The following is an 18,017-nucleotide window of genomic DNA, read 5'->3' as shown; positions in this document are numbered from 1 at the left end:
GTCGTTGCAGATTGCCGAGTATAGCCGGGCGCCATGAAATAAGAAAAGGGGGGCAATCAGGCGATTCTGCTTTGGTTCGAGCTGAAATCAGCTGGTTTCAATGCGATTTTCGGCCTAGAGATCCGCCATGACATCTGCTTTGCCCGCCCTCACCACCATCGGATTCGATGCCGACGACACGCTCTGGCAGAACGAACAGTTCTTCCGCATGACGGAAAGGCATTTTGCCGAATTGCTCGCCGAGCATGGCGAGGCAGAGCAGTTGAAGTCGCGCCTGCTGGAGGCCGAAAAGCGCAACCTCGGTACCTATGGCTTCGGCATCAAGGGTTTTACCCTGTCGATGATCGAGACCGCGATCGAGGTGACGGAGGGCCGGGTTCCAGCCTCGGTGATCGAGAAGATCCTGGCGGCTGGCCGCGAGATGCTGAGCCATCCGATCGAGACGCTGCCGCATGTCCATGACACGCTCGAGGCGCTGGCCGGCCGCTACCGGCTGGTGCTGATCACCAAGGGCGACCTGTTCGACCAGGAGCGCAAGCTGGCGCAGTCGGGCCTCGGCGATTTCTTCAATGCCGTCGAGATCGTCAGCGACAAGTCGCGGCCGACCTACGAGCGCATTTTCAGCAGCCACGGCGATGGGCCGGCACGCAGCATGATGATCGGCAATTCGCTCAAGTCCGACGTCGTGCCGGCGATCGAGGCCGGCAGCTGGGGCGTCTACATCCCCCACGACCTGACCTGGGCCTACGAGCATGTCGACGAACCGACAGCGGCCGCACGTTTCCGCAAGCTGCAGCATCTCGGCGAGCTGTCGAAGCTGTTGAAAAACCTCGACTGAGGTTCAGCAGCGGCCGAGCAGCTTTTCGACGACGGGCTGCAGCCGCTCCGGGGTGATTGGTTTGGCGACGACGATGTCGACGGCACTCGACAGCGACAGGCTTTCGGGCGTGCCGGCGCGGTTGGACAAAAGGATCACCGACGGCAGGTTGCTGCCGGACGCCAGCCTCAGCGACAGGATCGACTGCATCAGCCCGTCGCAATCCCGGTTGTCGCTGCCGCCGTCGAGGATGATCGTGCCCGGAGCCAGCGCGTGCAGCATCTCAGCTGCCGTATCAGGCGCTTCCGAGATCGTCTTCAGCCCGGAGCGTTCGACGATCTTGGCAACGACGACGCGGTTGATCGGGGAGCGTCCGACGACGAGCACCTTGCTCAGGTCAGCGACACAGCCTTCAAGGGTGCGCGCACTCTCATCCGGACTGCCGCCCGAATCTGGGTCATTCCATTTCATTGGCTTAGCCGACAGCTGAGGGCGTCTGTTCAATCGGGTTGCGTTCGGTCCCTTACGTTCGCGTCAACTGCGGGAAGTGTCAAGTAATACGCTGGAAACGACATTCGACTTTGGTAGCAGGCGATAGAAACTCGACAGGTGGGTCGTAGTCAAATGAGCCGTGGCTAAAAGACAAATCCCGTCCGCAGCAGGGGCTGCGGACGGGATCCGTGGGGGCAGAGGGAACGCTTGTCAGCCGTGTGGCTGCTGGGTGACGATGACGGGTATCAGCAGGTCACCCCAGTTTCCGTCGCCGCCATGGTGACGGGCCGAGCGGACCAGTTCCACCGACACGCCGGCCTCGACTGCCTTCATGACCGACTGGTTCAGGCGGTGCAGGTCGTTGGCGACGATGCGGATCACGGCCTGCTGGTCGGCGCTCATGGTGGTCGCCTGTTCTTCGGCTCGTTCCTTGACACGGGTACGCGGTGCCATTGTGGTTCTCCTCGGTGGTTGCCTTTGCCCTTGCGGGCGTTGCCTCGGGCGGTGCCCGGAGGCCTTGTGCCTCCGGGGGAGCTGGAGCCAGGCCTATTCGGCGGCCGGGCGGAACTGTTCGTGTTCGGTCGATTCGTGCATCGCGGTCGTCGACGACTTGCCGCCGGTGATCGCCATCGAGACGGCGTCGAAGTAGCCGGTGCCGACTTCGCGCTGGTGCTTGGTCGCGGTGTAGCCGTTCACTTCGGCTGCGAATTCCGCTTCCTGCAGCTCCGAATAGGCCGCCATCTGGCGATCCTTGTAGCCGCGGGCCAGCTCGAACATGCCGAAGTTGAGCTGGTGGAAACCAGCCAGCGTGATGAACTGGAACTTGTAGCCCATCGCGCCCAGCTCGCGCTGGAACTTGGCGATCGTCGCGTCGTCGAGGTTCTTCTTCCAGTTGAACGACGGCGAGCAGTTGTAGGCCAGCTTCTTGCCCGGATGCGCCTTGTGCACGGCCTCGGCGAACTTCCTCGCCTGCTCGAGGTCCGGCTTGCCGGTTTCCATCCAGATCAGGTCGCAGAACGGAGCGTAGGCGATGGCACGGGCAATGCAGGGCTCGATGCCGTTGCGCACTTGGTAGAAGCCTTCCACGGTCCGGCCGGCGTCGTAGTCGACGAAGGGCTGGTCACGCTCGTCGATGTCGGAGGTCAGCAGCTTTGCGGCTTCGGCGTCGGTGCGGGCGACGATCAGCGTCGAAGTGCCCATCACGTCGGCGGCGAGACGCGCGGCGTTGAGGTTGCGGATGTGCGCCGCAGTCGGGATCAGCACCTTGCCGCCGAGGTGGCCGCACTTCTTTTCCGAAGCCAGTTGGTCCTCGAAGTGGACGCCGGCAGCACCTGCCTCGATGAAGGCCTTCATGATCTCGAAGGCGTTGAGCGGGCCGCCGAAGCCGGCTTCCGCGTCAGCCACGATCGGGGCGAACCAGGTGTCGACCGAAAGACCCTTGCCTTCCGAGGTCTCGATCTGGTCGGCGCGCTGCAGCGTGCGGTTGATGCGCTTGACCAGTTCGGGCGCAGCGTTGGCCGGGTAGAGCGACTGGTCGGGATACATTGCCGAAGCAGTGTTGGCGTCGGCGGCGACCTGCCAGCCCGAGAGGTAAATCGCCTTCAGGCCGGCGCGGACCTGCTGCATCGCCTGGTTGCCGGACATGGCGCCGAGCGCGTTGACGAAGTTCTCCTCGTGGATCAGCTTCCACAAGCGGTTGGCGCCCATTTCGGCCAGGGTCTGCTTGATCTGGACGGAGCCGCGCAGCCGCTTCACGTCCTCCGGCGAGTAGGGGCGCTCGATGCCGTCGAAACGGCCTTCCGGGGCTGAAGGGACGAGGTTGTAAAAATCGGTCATTGTCGACTCCGTCTGGTCACTTAGGTCTGGGGGCGGCCACCGCGTCTTGGGTTTGTTTGCGGCGATTTCTATGTGACTTGTTTGACATTGCGGCGCCGAAGCAGCCAGAAAATTCAACGAAATGCAGCAAATAATAGGGAAAACCTGTGTTGTGTTTGACAGAACGCCGCTGTAAATTTGTAAAGAATGTAAAAGGTCGGGTAGGCTAGTCCCCCTGCTTTCGTTGTAAATTCGGTGTAAAAGCCATGGCCGAGCAGAAAATCTTCGCCGGACCGCGCATCCGGCGCATCCGTAACCAGAAGGGCCTGACCCAGACGGCGATGGCCGAGGGCCTAGGCATCTCGCCGTCCTATCTCAATCTCATCGAGCGCAATCAGCGCCCGCTGACGGTGCAGCTCATCCTCAAGCTGGCCTCGGTCTACAAGGTCGATCCGGATGAGCTGCAGGGTGAGGCGAGGGGCTCGATCGCAGCACTTCGAGAGGTTTTCGCCGACCCGCTTCTGTCGGGCGAATTGCCCGGCGACCAGGAACTGGTCGAGATCGCCGAGGCCGCGCCCAACGCTGCGGCTGCGGTGATCAAGCTGTTCCGCGCCTATCGCGAGCAGGCCGAGCGCCTGTCCGACCTGACCGAGCTGCTGGCGCGCGAGGGGCACACCACGGCCCTGTCGGGTGCCCGGTTGCCGATCGACGAAGTGCACGAGGTGTTCGAGCGCAGACCCAACCACTTCACTTCGCTGGAAGAAGAAGCTGAAGCGTTCACCTCGCTGCTCGATCCCGGCGACGACCTGTTGGGCGCGCTGAAGGGCTGGTTGCGGCGTGAGCATGGCATCGTCGTCAAGGTGCTGCCGGTCGCCACCATGCCCAACTGGCGCCGTCGCTACGACCGCCATTCGCAGCGCCTGTTCCTGTCCGAGCGCCTGTCGCCCTTCGACCAGCTGCGCGAAGTGGCGATGGAGGCGAGCCTGATCCGCATGCAGGTCGCCGTCGCCGCCGAAATCCAGGCGCTGAAACTCTCCTCCGACGAAGCCAAGCGTCTCGCCCGCTTCGAGCTCGGCCGCTACGCCGCCCATGCGCTGATGATGCCTTATCAGGCGTTTCATTCGGCCGCCCAGCGGGCGCGCTACGACGTTGACGTTCTGCGCTCGCGCTTCGGCGTGTCGTTCGAACAGGCGGCGAACCGTCTGACCATGCTGCAGCGCTCAGGCAGTGCTGCGGTTCCGTTCTTCATGCTCGAGGTCGACAACGCCGGCAACCGCTTCCGCAAGGCAGGCGCGCAAGGTTTTCCGCAGAGCCGTTTCGGCGGCGGCTGCCCCAAACTTCCGGTCCATGCCGCCTTCACCCAGCCGGGGCAGATCTTCGTCGAGGCGGTGGAAATGCCCGATGGCGCCGAATTTCTCTGCGTTGCGCGCACCCTCGAGGGGCCGCAGGGCGCCTTCAGCGAACGCCCCCGGCGCACGGCGATCCTGCTCGGCTGCGACATCGCCTTCCGCGACGAGATCGTCTATGGCGCCGCCCTTCCGGCGCTTGCCGTTGGCGCCAAGCCCGGCCTGGTGGCAGCGACCCCAGTCGGCCCGGCCTGCCGGCTTTGCGAGCGGTCCGGCTGCCTGTCGCGCGCCGAGCCGCCGATCACCCGGCCGCTCGGTCTCGACGAGATGGTGACTGGCCTCTCAGCCTTCGACTTCCAGTAAGCGCCGGATCAGGCGCTCAGCTTGCCGGCGTTTTCGTCCTGCCATGTGCCCGACTGGGCGAGCGCATGCGCGGTGGAGGAATCCACCGGCCGGCCGTAGAGAAAACCTTGCGCCTCGTCGCAGCGCCGGTCCTTCAGGAAGGCGGCCTGGAAGTCGGTCTCGACGCCCTCGGCGAGGACCGGGATCGACAGCTTGTGGCCGAGCTCGATGACCGTTTCGATGACACTGGTCGCCTGGGCCTGGCGGCCGAGTGCATTGAGGAAGCTGCGGTCGACCTTGATCTTGTCGAAGGGGAAGGAAAACAGCGTCGACAGCGACGAATAGCCGGTGCCGAAATCGTCCATGGCGACGCGGACACCAAGAGCCTTGATCTTGCGCAGCACAAGCAGAGCCTGGCCCGGATTGTCGATCAGCATGGTCTCGGTGATCTCGATCTCGAGCCGCGTCGGCTCCAGGCCAGTCTCGGTTAGGATCTCGGTCAGCCGCTCGGCGAAGTTGGGACGCATCAGCTGCACCGGCGACACGTTGACCGCAACGCCCATGGGTGTTGGCCACAACGTCGCCTCGCGGCAGGCCTGCATCAGCACCCAGTCGCCGATCTCGACGATGATGCCGGTCTGCTCGGCAACCGGAATGAAGTCGGCAGGCGAGACCTCGCCAAGCTGCGGGCTGGACCAGCGCAGCAGCGCCTCGAAGCCGAGCAGTTGGCGTTTCTTCATCGAGATCTGCGGCTGGAATACGAGACACAGTGCGTTGTCGGCGATGGCGCTGCGCAGGCCGATGGCGATCTGGCCGCGGCGGCGGCCGTCCTCGTCGGCGTCGGCATCATACCAGCACCAACTGCCGTCCTGCGCCTTCTTGGACCGGTACATGGCGAGGTCGGCGCGTGTCGTCAGTTCGTCGACGCTGTCGCCGTCCTTGGGATAGACCGAAATGCCGATACTGGCGCTGATCGAGAAGCGGCCCTTGCCCAGTTCGTTGGGGCGCGAGAAGGCGTCGCTGATGCGGGCGGCGAACTCCTCCACCTCGTTCTCGCGAGTGAACGGCTTGACCGCGATGAACTCGTCGCCGCCGATCCGGGCAAAAAACTCGCCCTCGATCAGCGCTGCACGCATCCTTGCCGTGGTCTGGACCAGCACTGCGTCGCCGGCGGCATGGCCGTAGACGTCATTGATTTCCTTGAAGCGGTTGAGGTCGACGGCAATGATCGCCAACGAGGTGCCCGCTGCCTGCTTCAGCCGCATCGGCAGCTCGTCGCGAACCGCGGCGCGGTTGGGCAGGCCGGTCAGCGGGTCGTGCATGGCCAGGTGCCGGAAATGCGCGACGGCGTCCTGCTGACCCTGCTCTTCGGCCAGGTGCGTCACCGCGCCGAGCATCACCACAAGTACGGTCACCAGGACGACCAGGATCGCCAGCACGCTGTCGGACATCAGCTGGCTGGGGACTGCGAGGCGTGGGTCGGGCGTGATCTGCACCGCGCCCATGGCGGTGAAGTGCATGATGCCGATGCCCAGGATCAGGGCTGCCATGCCGGCATAGGGGCTGGTGCGGGTGGTGCCGCGCGCCACACGGTTGGTGGCAAGCATGCCGAGTGCCGCGCCCGCGGCGACGGAAAAGGCAACGAAGGAGGGATCGTAGCTGATCGTGCCGGCGACGACGAAACCGCGCATTCCGGTGAAATGCATCAGCGCGATGCCGGCGCCGATCGCGCCGCCACCGGCCTCGATCATCCAGTCACGTTCGCGGCTGGCGGCGATCATGAAGCCAGCCATCGAGGTGGCGATGGCAAAGGCCAACGACAGCACGGTGAAATTGGGCTCGAAGCCGTGCTCGACATTGGGAATGAAGCCAAGCATCGCCAGGAAATGCGTCGTCCAGATCGTCATGCCGCCGGCCAGGCCGGCCATGACGACGAAGGCCACGTGTTTGGCGCGCCGGACGTTGCGGGCACGGGCGAACAAGCGCATCGACACCACGCAGCCGAGCGCGCAGATGGCCAGGGCAGCGGCAACAAAACGATAGTCGTGGGCGGTGACGAGGCAGTTGAGTACGGTCAGCATGAACGGTTCCTTGCGCGTCGGCCGAAACTCGGGACGTTTTCGGAAAGCGCGACGCGCAGTTCCAGAGTTTGGCCGGCTTTATCCGAGACAAATCTTGCCGATCCGTTTCACCCCATTGGGCCACGGCGCGTGGTTGACTTGGCAGGTAATTGAAGGTCGCGTGCGCCGCACCAATGTGCTGTCCGAAACTGGGCGGTGACCCAGTATTTGGAGACGTTCGCATGAGTAATTCTGATGTCCGACCCAAGTCGAGGCGGTGGCCGAAGCGTGTGGCGCTTGCTGTTCTGGCATTGCTGATCGTCGTTGTGCTGCCGCTCGGCGTCATCTTGTATCCGGTATTCAAGTCCTATCCGGCCGCGGCTTCATCTGCCGGCAGTTCGCAGGCTGACGAGAACGCGCAGGATTTGGCTCATCTTCGCAACATGCAGCTGGTCGAGCGCAGCTTGACGGCTGAAACCAGTGCCGCATTTGTTAAGGAAGTCGATGAACTGACGGCCCGCGCATCAGAACTCGACCGGCCTGCGCTGGCGATGGGCGCGGCCAAGGCGGTCGCCCTTGCCCATAACGGCCACACCAACGTTCTCGGTCTTGCCGGCGGGCAGGGCTTCAACGCCATCCCGCTGCGGCTGGGCTGGTTTGCCGACGGGCTTTTCGTTGTTCGCGCCACAGTGGGGCATCGCGATCTTCTCGGGACACAAGTGCTCATGGCGAACGGAAGGACCCCGGACGAGCTGGTCGCGGCATTGCGGCCCTATGTCGGCGGCACCGAAACATACGTGCGCGAGCTGTCGCCGAATTTCATGATTTCGCCGGAGCTGCTCCACGCGGCCCAACTGGCCGCCAAAGCGGACGAGAGCGCGTTTCGTTTCCGCAAGGCCGACGGTTCCGAGATCGTGCGCACGCTTGGCGTCGGGCCGGAGAAAGGCGAGCCTTCGACGAGAACCGTCTGGCCGAAGCGCGACCTCAGTCCGGTTGCGCCTGAAAAGGGTGGCGCCGGTTGGGTCCATGTTCTGGACGGCGTCACGCCGCCCTATCTTTCGCGTCCCGATCAGAACGCGTGGCACAGCTATCTCGAAGAAGATGGTATCCTCTACGTCCAGATCAACCGCTTCCGCGATGCGGACGGGGCGCCGATGGCCGACTATCTGGCTGGCGTGCTGGAGGAGGCTGGCAAGCGCGACGTCAGGCATGCCGTCGTCGACCTCAGGTTCAGCCCGGGCGGCAACTACATGCTCGGCACCGACTTCTCGCGCCTGCTGCCGGAGGCCGTGCCCAATGGCCGCATCTTCATTCTGACCAGCGGCAACACGTTTTCGGCGGCGATCAGCATCGCGTCACGGCTGAAATATTATGCCGGCGAGCGTGCTGCGCTGGTCGGCGAGGAGATGGGTGACGCCGGCCAGATGTGGGGCGAGGGCGGCACGACGATCATGCCCAATTCCAAAATCGCGTTTCGCTACACCACCGCCTATCACGACTGGGAGAACGGCTGCCGGCTGTCGCAGCTGGCCACCTGTTTCCTGCCGAACTATGTCTACGGCACCGCCGCGGGTTCCCTGCGGCCCACGGTCCCCGTCGCCCAGACCTTCGCCAGCTACGTTTCCGGCGACGACGCCGTCCTGTCGGAAGTGCGGAAGCTGGCGAAACAGGCCAAATAAGAAGCCGAGCAGGCTTCCGTTAGCTGCGGTGGCCTGCCCTGTTTGTCCGGTCGGTGCTTGCGCGGAAGGCGGCCGCTGCCGCGGCAAGCATGGCGACGCCGCCGACAACGAGCCCGGTGTAGAGGTAGGTGTCGGCGAAGCCGAAGGCCGCGATCATCGGTTGGCTGGCGAAGGGCGAGATGAAGTGTCCCGCGAAGATGCTGGCGGTCATGCCGCCGGCAACGCGTCCCCGCATTTCGGGTGCCGCCGCCGCCATCGCCGCCGCTGCGATGTTGGGCATCATCATGCCAAGGCCCAGGCCGACAACTATTGCGGCCAGCAGGACCATGACAAGCGCACTGGCAAACCCCAGCAGGACGTAGCCTGTACCCATCAGGCCGAAGGCGAGACTGAACACGCCGACCACGCCGAGTCTGGCGCGCAGGCGCGCATAGGCCAAAGCGGCAACCGCTCCGATCAGGCTGCTGAGCCCGATGGCGAGGCCGGCCAGTGTCGGTGAGCCGATGCCCATGGCGTTGAGATGGAACGGCAGCTGGACCGGCAACAGGTAGAAGGCGACGCTGTTGAGCACCGCCGCGCTGTAGACGGCGAAGACCGCGAGCCATGCCGTGCCGGCAGAGGCTTTGGCGGCAACGGTCGCCGACGCAATGCGGTTGCGGACCGGTTCGTCGATGAACGCAATGACAGCCGGGATCAGCAGCAGCGACAGGCCGTAGACAGCGAAGGGTGCACGCCAGTGCATTTCGGCGAGCATGCCGCCGCCGGTCAGGAAGATCAGCCCGCCAAAGCCGACAAATGCCGATTGATAGCCCATGAAACGATCACGCGCCGGGCCGCTGAAATAGTCGCCGACAAGTGCCGTTGCCGTCGTCATCACGCCGGCAACGGCGACGCCGAGCAGCGCGCGTCCGACCAGAAGCGCGGGCAGGCTATCGGCCACCAGCCCCGACATGCCACCGAGACCATAGAGCAGGGCCGCGGCGATCAGCAGCGGCTGGCGACCGAAGCGGTCGGCCAGTCCGCCGGCGAATGGGGCGCAGATGACGATGGACAGCGCCGGCAGTGTCAGCACCAGCCTCGTCAGGATCTCGACGTTGGGACTGCCGACGAAATGGCTTTCGATGGCCGGCAGCGACGGCGAAATGGTCGCGCCCGACATGATCGTCAATGTGCTGATCAAAAGAAGTGTCAAGTTGCGGCCGGCATGCCGGTCGGGCAGATCCGCCGCTTCCGCGACCCGAACCGGTTGCAGCGCGCTCATGCGGCCACCTCGAGATAGGGCGTGTTGGCACGTGCCTCGCGCAGGTTGATTGCCCACCATTGCAGGCGGGCGAGCAGCGCCGACATCGCCTTGCGCGCATCGCGCGGGTCCATCAGCGTGCCGTTGCGGTCGAACTTGCTCCAGGCGCTGGCAAAACTCACCGTGTCGCGGATTGCCACGACATGCAGTTCGGCAAACACCAGGCGCAACTGTTCGATCGCCCGCAACCCGCCCGAAATGCCGCCATAGGAGACGAAGGCCAGCGGCTTTGCCTGCCACTGGATGCTGTGGGCGTCGATCAGTGCCTTGAGGTCGGCGGTGTAGCCGTGATTGTACTCCGGCGTCACCACCAGGAAGGCGTCGGCATCGCCAAGGCGGCGGGCGACATCGGCACGGTTTCGGCCGAGGTCGCGCGGGTCGATAAAGTCGATGGCAAACTGCTGGTGGCCCGCAATTTCGGCGGCAACCCAGTTGACCACGGTATCGCAGAAACGGCCCTCACGGGCGCTGCCATAGATGATGGCGAGCTTTATTTTCTGGGGCATTTCAGGGGTGGCTCCATTTCGGTATCGGTGTTGGAGCCGCTTCTGTAAAACCTCAACTAATATTGAGGTCAAGAAGAAAATTGAGCGCCGTCGGATTGTTCGCTTCGACATCGCTGGGGGATTGTTCGAATGCAGCGCGGTTTGCCACAACCATCGTCATGGGCTGGACCACGCAGTAGCTTGAGCGATGAGGTAGCGAATTGGACCGTTTCAAGTCGTTGTGAGCATATCCAGCCACCCCAACGTCATCGATACTGAGGCCATGACAGACCCGGCAGTTCCGCTATCCGACGCCACTGCGCCGCAGGTTTCGCGGCGCGACGAGCGCTTGGGCATCGCCCTGGTGTTCCTGTCGGCGCTGATGTGGAGCCTGGGTGGCGCCATCGGCCGCTTCATCGAGATCGACGACATCTGGACCGTGGTGTTCTGGCGCTCGTTCTGGGCGGCAGCCTTTCTGCTGGCATTCATGGTTTGGCGTGACGGCTTCCGCGGAACGCTGCAATTGTTCCGCGGCATGGGGCTGCCCGGTCTGCTGGTGGCAATCTGCTTTGCCACCGCCTCGACGTCTTTCGTCATCGCCCTTGCCTACACCACCGTCGCCAATGTCCTTTTGATGCAGGCTGGCGTGCCGTTGCTTGCGGCGCTGTTTGCCTGGGTGCTGTTTCGCGAGCGGGTGGCGCTGGCGACATGGGCGGCGATCCTGGCGGTGATCGTCGGCGTGGCGATCATGGTTTCGGAGTCGCTCACCGGCAAGGTTTCGCCGATTGGTGACGGCCTCGCCTTGCTGATAGCAGTGGTGTTTTCGATCGCTACCGTCATCACTCGCCGCTTCTCCCATGTGCGCATGACGCCGGCCACCTGCCTCGGCACCATGATCGCGGCGGCTTTTGCCGCCTCGCAAGCCTCGGCCTTTGCCGTCTCGCCGCGCGAGATGGGTTTTCTGTTTGCCTTCGGCGTCGTCAATCTCGGTCTGGGCCTCGCCTTCTTCGCCACCGGGGCGCGGCTGATCCCGGCGGCCGTCGCCGCGCTGATCGGCACCTTCGAGCCGATGCTCGGGCCGATCTGGGTCTGGCTCGTCCATTCCGAAGTGCCGTCGCTCCGTACCATATCAGGCGGTGCGGTCATTTTCGTCGCCTTGCTCGTGCATCTCGGGCTCGAGTTCAGGCGCCAGGCGCAACCGCAAAGACCCGGTGTCACCGGCATGCCGATGCCCGATTGATCAATTGGTCGTTTACCATTGACAATACTACCGTCGGGCGGGCAGGCTGAGCGTCGAGGGTAACAACAACACAGGCGTATCTTGCCAGGTTCCACTGCCGGGGCTTCGGTGTCCGCAGATGTAAATCGCCGTAACGTTTGCGCCGGGCCGCGAGCCGGCGGGAGCGCGCTACCTTCATCACTCGATTTTTGTACAGGATCAGGATGTGCCGGGACGGGTGCGTCCGCAACGGGAGACTGCCATGAACCGTAGAGCGCTTTGGCTGACCGCCGCGTCAGCCCTTATCGCCGTTTTCACGATGCCCGCCAACGCCCAGGAGCGCGTCGTCAACGTCTACAACTGGTCTGACTACATCGATTCGACGATCATCGAGGACTTCACCAAGGAGACCGGCATCAAGGTCGTCTATGACGTCTACGATTCGAACGAGATCCTCGAGACCAAGCTGCTTGCCGGCGGCAGCGGCTACGATGTCGTCGTGCCGACTGCCAGCCCCTTCCTGGCGCGTCAGATCCAGGCCGGCGTCTACCAGAAGCTCGACAAGTCCAAGCTGCCCAACCTGACGAATGTCTGGGATGTGGTGAGCTCGCGTACCGCCGCCTACGACCCGGGCAACGAGTATTCGGTCAACTATATGTGGGGCACGGTCGGCATCGGCTACAATCAGAAGAAGGTCAAGGAAGCGCTCGGCATCGACAAGATCGACAGCTGGGACGTGGTCTTCAAGCCGGAACAGCTGGCGAAGCTCGCCGAATGCGGCGTCTATGTGCTGGATTCGCCGACCGACATCCTGCCGACGACGCTGAACTATCTTGGCCTCAAGCCGCAGTCGACCGAACTGGGCGACCTGTCCAAGGCGGAAGAGACCTTGCTCGCGGTCCGTCCGTCGATCCGCAAGTTCCATTCCTCGGAATACATCAACGCGCTTGCCAATGGCGACATCTGCCTGGCCGTCGGCTGGTCGGGTGACGTCTTCCAGGCGCGCGATCGTGCCTCAGAAGCCGACCAGGGCGTCGTCATCGACTACGTCATCCCCAAGGAGGGCGCCGAGATGTGGTTCGACCAGATGGCGATCCCGGCCGATGCCCAGCATGTCGCCGAGGCGCATGAGTTCATCAACTACATGCTGAAGCCGGAAGTCGCGGCCAAGGCCTCGAACTACATCTTCTACGCCAACGGCAACAAGGCGTCGCAGCAGTTCATCGACAAGGAGATCACCAGCGATCCGGCGATCTATCCCGATGAAGCGACGCTCGCCAAGCTCTTCACCGTGCCGCCCTACGATCCCAAGACCCAGCGCGTGGTGACCCGCAGCTGGACCAAGATCGTCACCGGACAATAACCAAGGCATGCGGCCCGGCGCCATTGGCGCCGGGCTTCGCATCAGGGGCAGGTGGGAGAGGGAAATGAAATCGCTCGGCAATATCCGCAGGGACTTTGCGCCCTGGAACAAGCCAGACGCCAAGCCCTACATTCAGTTCAAGGACGTCACCAAGCGGTTCGGCGACTTCACCGCCGTCAACAATCTGTCGCTGTCGATCTATGAGCGTGAGTTCTTCGCGCTGCTCGGCGCCTCGGGCTGCGGAAAGTCGACGCTGTTGCGCATGCTCGCCGGCTTCGAGGAGCCGACCTCCGGCCAGATCCTGCTTGACGGTCAGGACCTCAGGGGCATCCCGCCCTATCGTCGGCCGGTCAACATGATGTTCCAGTCCTATGCACTGTTCCCGCATATGTCGGTCGAGCAGAACATTGCCTTCGGCCTCAAGCAGGACGGCATGCCCAAGGCCGACATCGACACCCGCGTCGCCGAAATGCTCAAGCTGGTCAAGCTCAGCCAGTTTGCCAAGCGCAAGCCGCACCAGCTTTCGGGCGGCCAGCGCCAGCGCGTCGCGCTGGCCCGGGCGGTGGCCAAGCGGCCCAAGGTTCTGCTGCTGGACGAGCCCCTCGGTGCGCTCGACAAGAAGCTGCGCGAGGAAACCCAGTTCGAGCTGATGGACCTGCAGCAGACGCTTGGCCTGACATTTGTCGTCGTCACCCACGATCAGGAAGAGGCCATGACCATGGCCGACCGCATCGCCATCCTCGACAAGGGCGAGGTGATGCAGGTGGCGACGCCCGCCGAGGTCTATGAGGCGCCGGGCTCGCGTTTCGTCGCCGACTTCGTCGGCAACATCAACATGTTCGAAGGCAAGGTCGCCGACCGCGACGGCGCCGGCGCGACAATCACCAGCGCCAATGGCGTCACCATCCGCACGGCCAATGCCGGCGACGCCGCCGCAGGCAGCGAAGTCGCCTTCGCCATCCGGCCGGAAAAGATCAAGGTTTCGTCGAAGAAGCCGGAAGGCGGCGACAATGTCATGGAAGGCGAGATCTACGACATCGCCTATCTCGGCGACATGACCATCTTCCACGTCCAACTCGGCAACGGCCAGGTGGTAAAGGCGAGCTCGCTCAACGCGACACGCGCCACCGAGGACCCGCTGAGCTGGGACGACAAGGCCTGGATCTCCTTCCGCAACGACGCCGGCGTCGTTCTGACGCGATAGGTGGGGTGATGAAACATCCGCTCTCGGCCATAACCGACCGCCTCGTCATCCTCATTCCCTATTGCTGGCTGCTATTCTTCTTCCTCATTCCGTTCTTCATCGTCTTCAAGATCTCCCTGTCGACGACGGCGATCGCCATGCCGCCCTACACGCCCGTGCTCGGGCTTTCGGAGGGCGTATCCGGGCTGATAACGCAGATCAGCGAGTTCAGCTTCGACAATTACCTCTGGCTGACGCAGGACGCGCTCTACTTCAACGCCTATGTCTCAAGCGTGATCATCGCCGGGATCTCGACATTGCTGGCGCTGATCGTCGGCTATCCCATCGCCTATGGCATGGCGCGTGCGCCGGCGACGATCCGGCCGACGCTGCTGATGCTGGTGATCCTGCCGTTCTGGACCAGCTTCCTGATCCGCGTCTATGCCTGGATCGGCATCCTCAAGCCCGAGGGCCTGCTCAACCAGCTGCTGCTCGCCACCGGCATCATCGACCAGCCGCTGGTGATCCTCAACACGCATACGGCGATCTTCATCGGCATCGTCTATTCCTACCTGCCGTTCATGATCCTGCCGCTCTATTCGGCGCTGGAGAAGATGGACTATTCGCTGATCGAGGCGGCGCAGGACCTCGGCTGCCCGCCGATGACGGCGTTCTGGAAGATCACCTTCCCGCTGTCGCTGCCCGGCGTCATCGCCGGCTGCCTGCTGGTGTTCATCCCTGCCGTCGGCGAGTTCGTCATCCCCGACCTGCTCGGCGGCTCGCAGACGCTGATGATCGGCAAGACGCTGTGGAACGAATTCTTCGCCAACCGTGACTGGCCGGTTTCCTCAGCAGTGGCGGTGATCCTGCTTCTGCTGCTTGTCGTGCCGATCATGTTCTTCCAGCAGGCGCAGGCACGCGCCCAGGAACAGGGGCGCTGAGATGAACGCGAGCTGGAGCCGCTTCAACATCACGGCCATCGTACTGGGCTTTGCCTTCCTCTATCTGCCCATCGTGCTTTTGGTCGTCTTCTCCTTCAACGAGTCCAAGCTCGTCACTGTCTGGGGCGGGTTCTCGACCAAATGGTACGTCTCCTTGTTCCACAATCAGGGCCTGATGGACGCGGCCTGGGTGACCATCCGCGTCGGCCTGATCTCGGCGACGATGGCCACAGTTCTCGGGACGCTCGCAGCACTTGCGCTGACCCGCTACACCAGGTTCCGAGGCAGGGTGCTGTTTTCGGGCATGGTGTTTGCGCCGCTGGTCATGCCCGAGGTCATCACCGGCCTGTCGCTGCTGCTGCTGTTCGTCGCCGTCGGGCTCGATCGCGGCTTCTTCACCCTGACGCTCGCCCACATCACCTTCTCGATGTGCTTCGTGGCCGTCGTGGTGCAGTCGCGGCTCGTCACATTCGACCGCTCGCTCGAGGAAGCGGCGATGGACCTTGGCGCCCCGCCTGTCAAAACCTTCTTTCAGATCACCTTGCCGGTCATCCTGCCGGCGATCGTCTCGGGCTGGATGCTGGCCTTCACGCTCTCCATCGACGACCTGGTGATTTCGAGCTTCACCTCGGGGCCGGGTGCGACGACGCTGCCGATGAAGATCTACAGCCAGGTGCGCCTCGGCGTGACACCCGAGATCAATGCCGCCTGTACAATCCTGATCGGCATCGTCGCCTGCGGCGTCATCGCCGCTTCGCTGGTCAACAAGCGGCGCGAGGTCCAGCGCCTGCGCGACGAACAGGCAGCACAGCGAGGGTGAGCTGGCGTCCCGTGTCGTTGCCGGCAACTGCCACAACGGGATCCATGGGGCACCAGTAAAGAGGGCTTGGAGCAGCCGAAAAGGCGAGAGTTTCCAAGGGTATGCCACTGGATAAGCAAAAGTCGCCATGATAGCGTCTGGCGATTGTTTCAAGGAGTAGGGTCGATGACGCGTTTTCTAGCCACAGCAGCAGCTTTGTCTTTCGTCGCCTTGGCCGCTACGGCCTGTAACACCCCGCAGGAGCGCGCGGTCGGCGGCGGCGCCGTCGGTGCCGTGGGCGGTGCCCTGGTCGGCCAGGCCATCGGCGGCAACACCGGCGCAACCGTCGCGGGCGCCGTCATTGGCGGCCTTGCCGGCGCGATGATCGGCGCGGGCACGGCGCCCGGCGAATGCCGCTACCACCAGTACGACAACCGTGGCCGGCCGATGTACGACCGCTACGGCAAGCCGGTGACCTATCTGGCGCCCTGCCAGTAAGCACCTCCGCCATCGCGGTACATTTTCGTCCCTCAGGGACATCGAAAACGGCGCGCTTCATCCGAAGCGCGCCGGTTTTCGTTTTCCACCGAGTGTCGTTTGGCCAAGGTCTGTTTGCGCCGCGCAATCGTTCTTCTATTCGTGCAGGTAGTCCGCAATGGCCTTTGCCGTTGCCTCGGCAGTGTCACGCGAAACCTGCGGCAGCCCCATGTGGTCGCTGGCAATCGACAGCAGATAAATCCCTGGCCTTTTCCACCGACCAGCCATCCCCAAGCCCGGACGCTGCCTCGATCAGGTAGCTGTCATATTCATCCGTGAAGGGCTGGTCGCACCAGTCCGCACCGGGCTCACGCAGGCCGATAGGGTCCCAGGTTGACCAGCCGATGGCGCGCAGCCTCGAAAGATCCAGGGGCTTCGGATCGGGCATGGTCGGCCGTCTGCGTCCGGGATCGAGATCAGCCGCAGAATGCGCGGACGATCTTGCCGGTCGCGGGATCGGTTTCGACGGTGACGCGCTCCTGGCGGAAATCCATCGTCGCCGGATCGCCCGGCTTGTGCTGGCGAACGATGGTTGCACCGGTCAGCCGCTTGACCTCGTCGTCGGCGATCCGGTCCTTGCCGGCGAGTGATTCTGCCGCAGCGCGATCGCAGATCCCCGACGTCGGCTGTGCTGCCACAGGCTCTTTCTGGCATCCGGCGAGGATGATCATCGTCGTGGCAATGCCGGCGGCAACACGCAGGTCGATCATCGGAATGTTCCTTTGATTCGCAGTTTCAGCAGATGATCGGGCCGGAATGCGGCTGCGCTATGCAAGGCCGCGCTGCCTGTCATCGATGCTTGAAGCTGTCTTGGGGGAGGAAAATGGTACGGTTGGGTGGGCTCGAACCACCGACCTCCGGATCCACAATCCGGCGCTCTAACCAACTGAGCTACAACCGCGTACCTGTTGGTGCGGCGTCAATACGGACTCTTCGGACGCATTTCAAGAGCTTTGCGCATATTCCACTGCGGCGATTTGCGCTGCCTGTGGGAAGTCGTTGAAATCAGGCCTTCCGGCGCCTGCAAAAAAAGAAAAAGGCCGGCGGGAGGAGGTGCCGGCCTTTTCCTTTATGTGACCAGCGGGAGGAGGTGCTGGCCGCTTCGCCCGGCAGGCAGAGGGAGGAGGAACCGCCCGCCGGGTATCTTGTTGGTCGCTATCAGGCGGCCTTGAGGTCTTTCAGCGCCTTTTCGAAAGCGGTCTTGACCGGCTTCGAGACGTCTTCGGCGGCCTTCGAGGCAACGGCCTGGAATTCCTTGGCCTGCTCGACGGTCTGCTCGACGCGGCTGCGCAGATAGGAGGTCTGCAGCTCGACGATCTCCGACAGCGTCTTGGCGCCGGCGAGAGCTTCGAGATGCGAGAAACCAGCCTCGGCATTGGTGCGGAGCGCGGCAATCGCCTTGAGCGACAGCTCGTTGGTCACGCTGCGGGCGGTCTCGTAGCTCGACTCAATGGTCTTCTGGGCTTCTTCAGCACCGGTCTTGAGCTTGGTGTAAGCGTCCTTGGACTGCTCGACGCCCTTTTCTGCGAAGGCGCGGAACTGGTCGGAGGCCTTGGAAACGTCGAAGCTCGGCAGTTCAACGGTATCTGCGAATTCTGCGGTCTTGGTCTTGGACATTGTCTCACCCTGTGGACTGGAC

18 protein-coding genes and 1 tRNA gene are annotated in these 18,017 nt (G+C 63.5%); 9 read left to right on the top strand and 10 right to left on the bottom strand.

Annotated features, from left to right (window positions below; genetic code table 11):
* Window positions 1-127: 127 nt before the first annotated feature.
* The gene (locus IG197_RS08745) at window positions 128-838 is read left to right on the top strand and encodes an HAD family hydrolase (protein WP_192318269.1); all 711 of its coding nucleotides are present in this window, start codon (window positions 128-130) and stop codon (window positions 836-838) included.
* 3 nt (window positions 839-841) lie between these two features.
* Here IG197_RS08745 and IG197_RS08740 read toward each other — a convergent pair whose 3' ends face one another.
* The 3 genes from IG197_RS08740 to aceA all read right to left on the bottom strand — a co-directional run bounded on the left by IG197_RS08740 (window position 842) and on the right by aceA (window position 3,145).
* The gene (locus IG197_RS08740; protein ID WP_154385327.1) at window positions 842-1,288 is read right to left on the bottom strand and encodes a response regulator; all 447 of its coding nucleotides are present in this window, start codon (window positions 1,286-1,288) and stop codon (window positions 842-844) included.
* A gap of 231 nt (window positions 1,289-1,519) precedes the next feature.
* Window positions 1,520-1,762, bottom strand: coding sequence for a hypothetical protein (locus IG197_RS08735; protein WP_067965227.1), 243 nt, complete (start codon window positions 1,760-1,762; stop codon window positions 1,520-1,522).
* A gap of 93 nt (window positions 1,763-1,855) precedes the next feature.
* Window positions 1,856-3,145: an isocitrate lyase gene (aceA, locus tag IG197_RS08730; protein WP_067965225.1), complete on the bottom strand. Its 1,290-nt coding sequence runs from the start codon at window positions 3,143-3,145 to the stop codon at window positions 1,856-1,858.
* A gap of 245 nt (window positions 3,146-3,390) precedes the next feature.
* On the opposite strand from aceA, the gene IG197_RS08725 reads away from it, so the two are divergent.
* A complete protein-coding gene (locus IG197_RS08725; protein WP_154385328.1) occupies window positions 3,391-4,833 on the top strand; it encodes a short-chain fatty acyl-CoA regulator family protein in 1,443 nt (480 codons plus the stop codon).
* 8 nt (window positions 4,834-4,841) lie between these two features.
* On the opposite strand, the gene IG197_RS08720 is transcribed toward IG197_RS08725, so the two are convergent.
* Window positions 4,842-6,893, bottom strand: coding sequence for a bifunctional diguanylate cyclase/phosphodiesterase (locus tag IG197_RS08720; RefSeq protein ID WP_192318267.1), 2,052 nt, complete (start codon window positions 6,891-6,893; stop codon window positions 4,842-4,844).
* A 221-nt stretch (window positions 6,894-7,114) separates the two neighbouring features.
* Here IG197_RS08720 and IG197_RS08715 point away from each other — a divergent pair, with 221 nt between their 5' ends.
* Window positions 7,115-8,551 carry a hypothetical protein gene (locus IG197_RS08715; RefSeq protein ID WP_192318265.1) on the top strand — a complete coding sequence of 479 codons (1,437 nt, stop codon included), beginning with the start codon at window positions 7,115-7,117 and terminating at the stop codon, window positions 8,549-8,551.
* Between the two features lie 19 nt (window positions 8,552-8,570).
* Here IG197_RS08715 and IG197_RS08710 read toward each other — a convergent pair whose 3' ends face one another.
* Together IG197_RS08710 and IG197_RS08705 are read right to left on the bottom strand one after the other, a co-directional pair.
* On the bottom strand, window positions 8,571-9,812 hold the full coding sequence (locus IG197_RS08710) for an MFS transporter (RefSeq protein WP_192318264.1): 1,242 nt from the start codon (window positions 9,810-9,812) through the stop codon (window positions 8,571-8,573).
* Window positions 9,809-10,357, bottom strand: a complete 549-nt coding sequence (locus IG197_RS08705) for an NADPH-dependent FMN reductase (RefSeq protein ID WP_154385332.1) — start codon at window positions 10,355-10,357, stop codon at window positions 9,809-9,811. The genes IG197_RS08710 and IG197_RS08705 overlap by 4 nt, the downstream gene beginning before the upstream one ends.
* Before the next feature lie 262 nt (window positions 10,358-10,619).
* Between IG197_RS08705 and IG197_RS08700 the strand changes: the two genes are divergently transcribed.
* From IG197_RS08700 to IG197_RS08675, 6 genes are all read left to right on the top strand, one after another.
* On the top strand, window positions 10,620-11,576 hold the full coding sequence (locus tag IG197_RS08700; RefSeq protein ID WP_067967053.1) for a DMT family transporter: 957 nt from the start codon (window positions 10,620-10,622) through the stop codon (window positions 11,574-11,576).
* 241 nt (window positions 11,577-11,817) lie between these two features.
* A complete protein-coding gene (locus IG197_RS08695; protein WP_192318262.1) occupies window positions 11,818-12,918 on the top strand; it encodes a polyamine ABC transporter substrate-binding protein in 1,101 nt (366 codons plus the stop codon).
* 64 nt (window positions 12,919-12,982) lie between these two features.
* Window positions 12,983-14,122 (top strand): ABC transporter ATP-binding protein, encoded by a 1,140-nt coding sequence (locus tag IG197_RS08690; RefSeq protein WP_192318261.1) that lies wholly within the window; start codon window positions 12,983-12,985, stop codon window positions 14,120-14,122.
* An 8-nt stretch (window positions 14,123-14,130) separates the two neighbouring features.
* A complete protein-coding gene (locus tag IG197_RS08685) occupies window positions 14,131-15,042 on the top strand; it encodes an ABC transporter permease subunit (protein WP_192318260.1) in 912 nt (303 codons plus the stop codon).
* Window position 15,043: 1 nt separating this feature from the next.
* The gene (locus IG197_RS08680; protein ID WP_067965207.1) at window positions 15,044-15,862 is read left to right on the top strand and encodes an ABC transporter permease; all 819 of its coding nucleotides are present in this window, start codon (window positions 15,044-15,046) and stop codon (window positions 15,860-15,862) included.
* 165 nt (window positions 15,863-16,027) lie between these two features.
* On the top strand, window positions 16,028-16,339 hold the full coding sequence (locus IG197_RS08675) for a hypothetical protein (protein WP_067965203.1): 312 nt from the start codon (window positions 16,028-16,030) through the stop codon (window positions 16,337-16,339).
* A gap of 184 nt (window positions 16,340-16,523) precedes the next feature.
* Here the strand turns inward: IG197_RS08675 and IG197_RS08670 are convergent, their stop codons facing one another.
* The 4 genes from IG197_RS08670 to IG197_RS08655 all read right to left on the bottom strand — a co-directional run bounded on the left by IG197_RS08670 (window position 16,524) and on the right by IG197_RS08655 (window position 17,995).
* Window positions 16,524-16,766, bottom strand: coding sequence for a hypothetical protein (locus tag IG197_RS08670; protein ID WP_192318259.1), 243 nt, complete (start codon window positions 16,764-16,766; stop codon window positions 16,524-16,526).
* 28 nt (window positions 16,767-16,794) lie between these two features.
* Window positions 16,795-17,088, bottom strand: a complete 294-nt coding sequence (locus IG197_RS08665; protein WP_192318258.1) for an I78 family peptidase inhibitor — start codon at window positions 17,086-17,088, stop codon at window positions 16,795-16,797.
* 114 nt (window positions 17,089-17,202) lie between these two features.
* A tRNA-His gene (locus IG197_RS08660) sits at window positions 17,203-17,279 on the bottom strand.
* Window positions 17,280-17,536: 257 nt separating this feature from the next.
* Entirely contained in the window at window positions 17,537-17,995 is a 459-nt protein-coding gene (locus tag IG197_RS08655) for a phasin (protein WP_067965195.1), read from the bottom strand.
* Between the last annotated feature and the right edge of the window lie 22 nt (window positions 17,996-18,017).

It is taken from the genome of Aminobacter sp. SR38 (assembly GCF_014843375.1).
GTDB lineage: Bacteria > Pseudomonadota > Alphaproteobacteria > Rhizobiales > Rhizobiaceae > Aminobacter > Aminobacter ciceronei.
The sequence above is the reverse complement of the archived record's forward strand: the minus strand, read 5'-3'. Positions and strand labels throughout refer to the sequence as shown.

Excerpts from the sequence above, each read along its gene's own strand:
- IG197_RS08745 (WP_192318269.1), top strand. The coding sequence starts at position 128 with ATGACATCTGCTTTGCCCGCCCTCACCACCATCGGATTCGATGCCGAC.
- IG197_RS08740 (WP_154385327.1), bottom strand. The coding sequence starts at position 1,288 with ATGAAATGGAATGACCCAGATTCGGGCGGCAGTCCGGATGAGAGTGCG.
- IG197_RS08735 (WP_067965227.1), bottom strand. The coding sequence starts at position 1,762 with ATGGCACCGCGTACCCGTGTCAAGGAACGAGCCGAAGAACAGGCGACC.
- aceA (WP_067965225.1), bottom strand. The coding sequence starts at position 3,145 with ATGACCGATTTTTACAACCTCGTCCCTTCAGCCCCGGAAGGCCGTTTC.
- IG197_RS08725 (WP_154385328.1), top strand. The coding sequence starts at position 3,391 with ATGGCCGAGCAGAAAATCTTCGCCGGACCGCGCATCCGGCGCATCCGT.
- IG197_RS08720 (WP_192318267.1), bottom strand. The coding sequence starts at position 6,893 with ATGCTGACCGTACTCAACTGCCTCGTCACCGCCCACGACTATCGTTTT.
- IG197_RS08715 (WP_192318265.1), top strand. The coding sequence starts at position 7,115 with ATGAGTAATTCTGATGTCCGACCCAAGTCGAGGCGGTGGCCGAAGCGT.
- IG197_RS08710 (WP_192318264.1), bottom strand. The coding sequence starts at position 9,812 with ATGAGCGCGCTGCAACCGGTTCGGGTCGCGGAAGCGGCGGATCTGCCC.
- IG197_RS08705 (WP_154385332.1), bottom strand. The coding sequence starts at position 10,357 with ATGCCCCAGAAAATAAAGCTCGCCATCATCTATGGCAGCGCCCGTGAG.
- IG197_RS08700 (WP_067967053.1), top strand. The coding sequence starts at position 10,620 with ATGACAGACCCGGCAGTTCCGCTATCCGACGCCACTGCGCCGCAGGTT.
- IG197_RS08695 (WP_192318262.1), top strand. The coding sequence starts at position 11,818 with ATGAACCGTAGAGCGCTTTGGCTGACCGCCGCGTCAGCCCTTATCGCC.
- IG197_RS08690 (WP_192318261.1), top strand. The coding sequence starts at position 12,983 with ATGAAATCGCTCGGCAATATCCGCAGGGACTTTGCGCCCTGGAACAAG.
- IG197_RS08685 (WP_192318260.1), top strand. The coding sequence starts at position 14,131 with ATGAAACATCCGCTCTCGGCCATAACCGACCGCCTCGTCATCCTCATT.
- IG197_RS08680 (WP_067965207.1), top strand. The coding sequence starts at position 15,044 with ATGAACGCGAGCTGGAGCCGCTTCAACATCACGGCCATCGTACTGGGC.
- IG197_RS08675 (WP_067965203.1), top strand. The coding sequence starts at position 16,028 with ATGACGCGTTTTCTAGCCACAGCAGCAGCTTTGTCTTTCGTCGCCTTG.
- IG197_RS08670 (WP_192318259.1), bottom strand. The coding sequence starts at position 16,766 with ATGCCCGATCCGAAGCCCCTGGATCTTTCGAGGCTGCGCGCCATCGGC.
- IG197_RS08665 (WP_192318258.1), bottom strand. The coding sequence starts at position 17,088 with ATGATCGACCTGCGTGTTGCCGCCGGCATTGCCACGACGATGATCATC.
- IG197_RS08655 (WP_067965195.1), bottom strand. The coding sequence starts at position 17,995 with ATGTCCAAGACCAAGACCGCAGAATTCGCAGATACCGTTGAACTGCCG.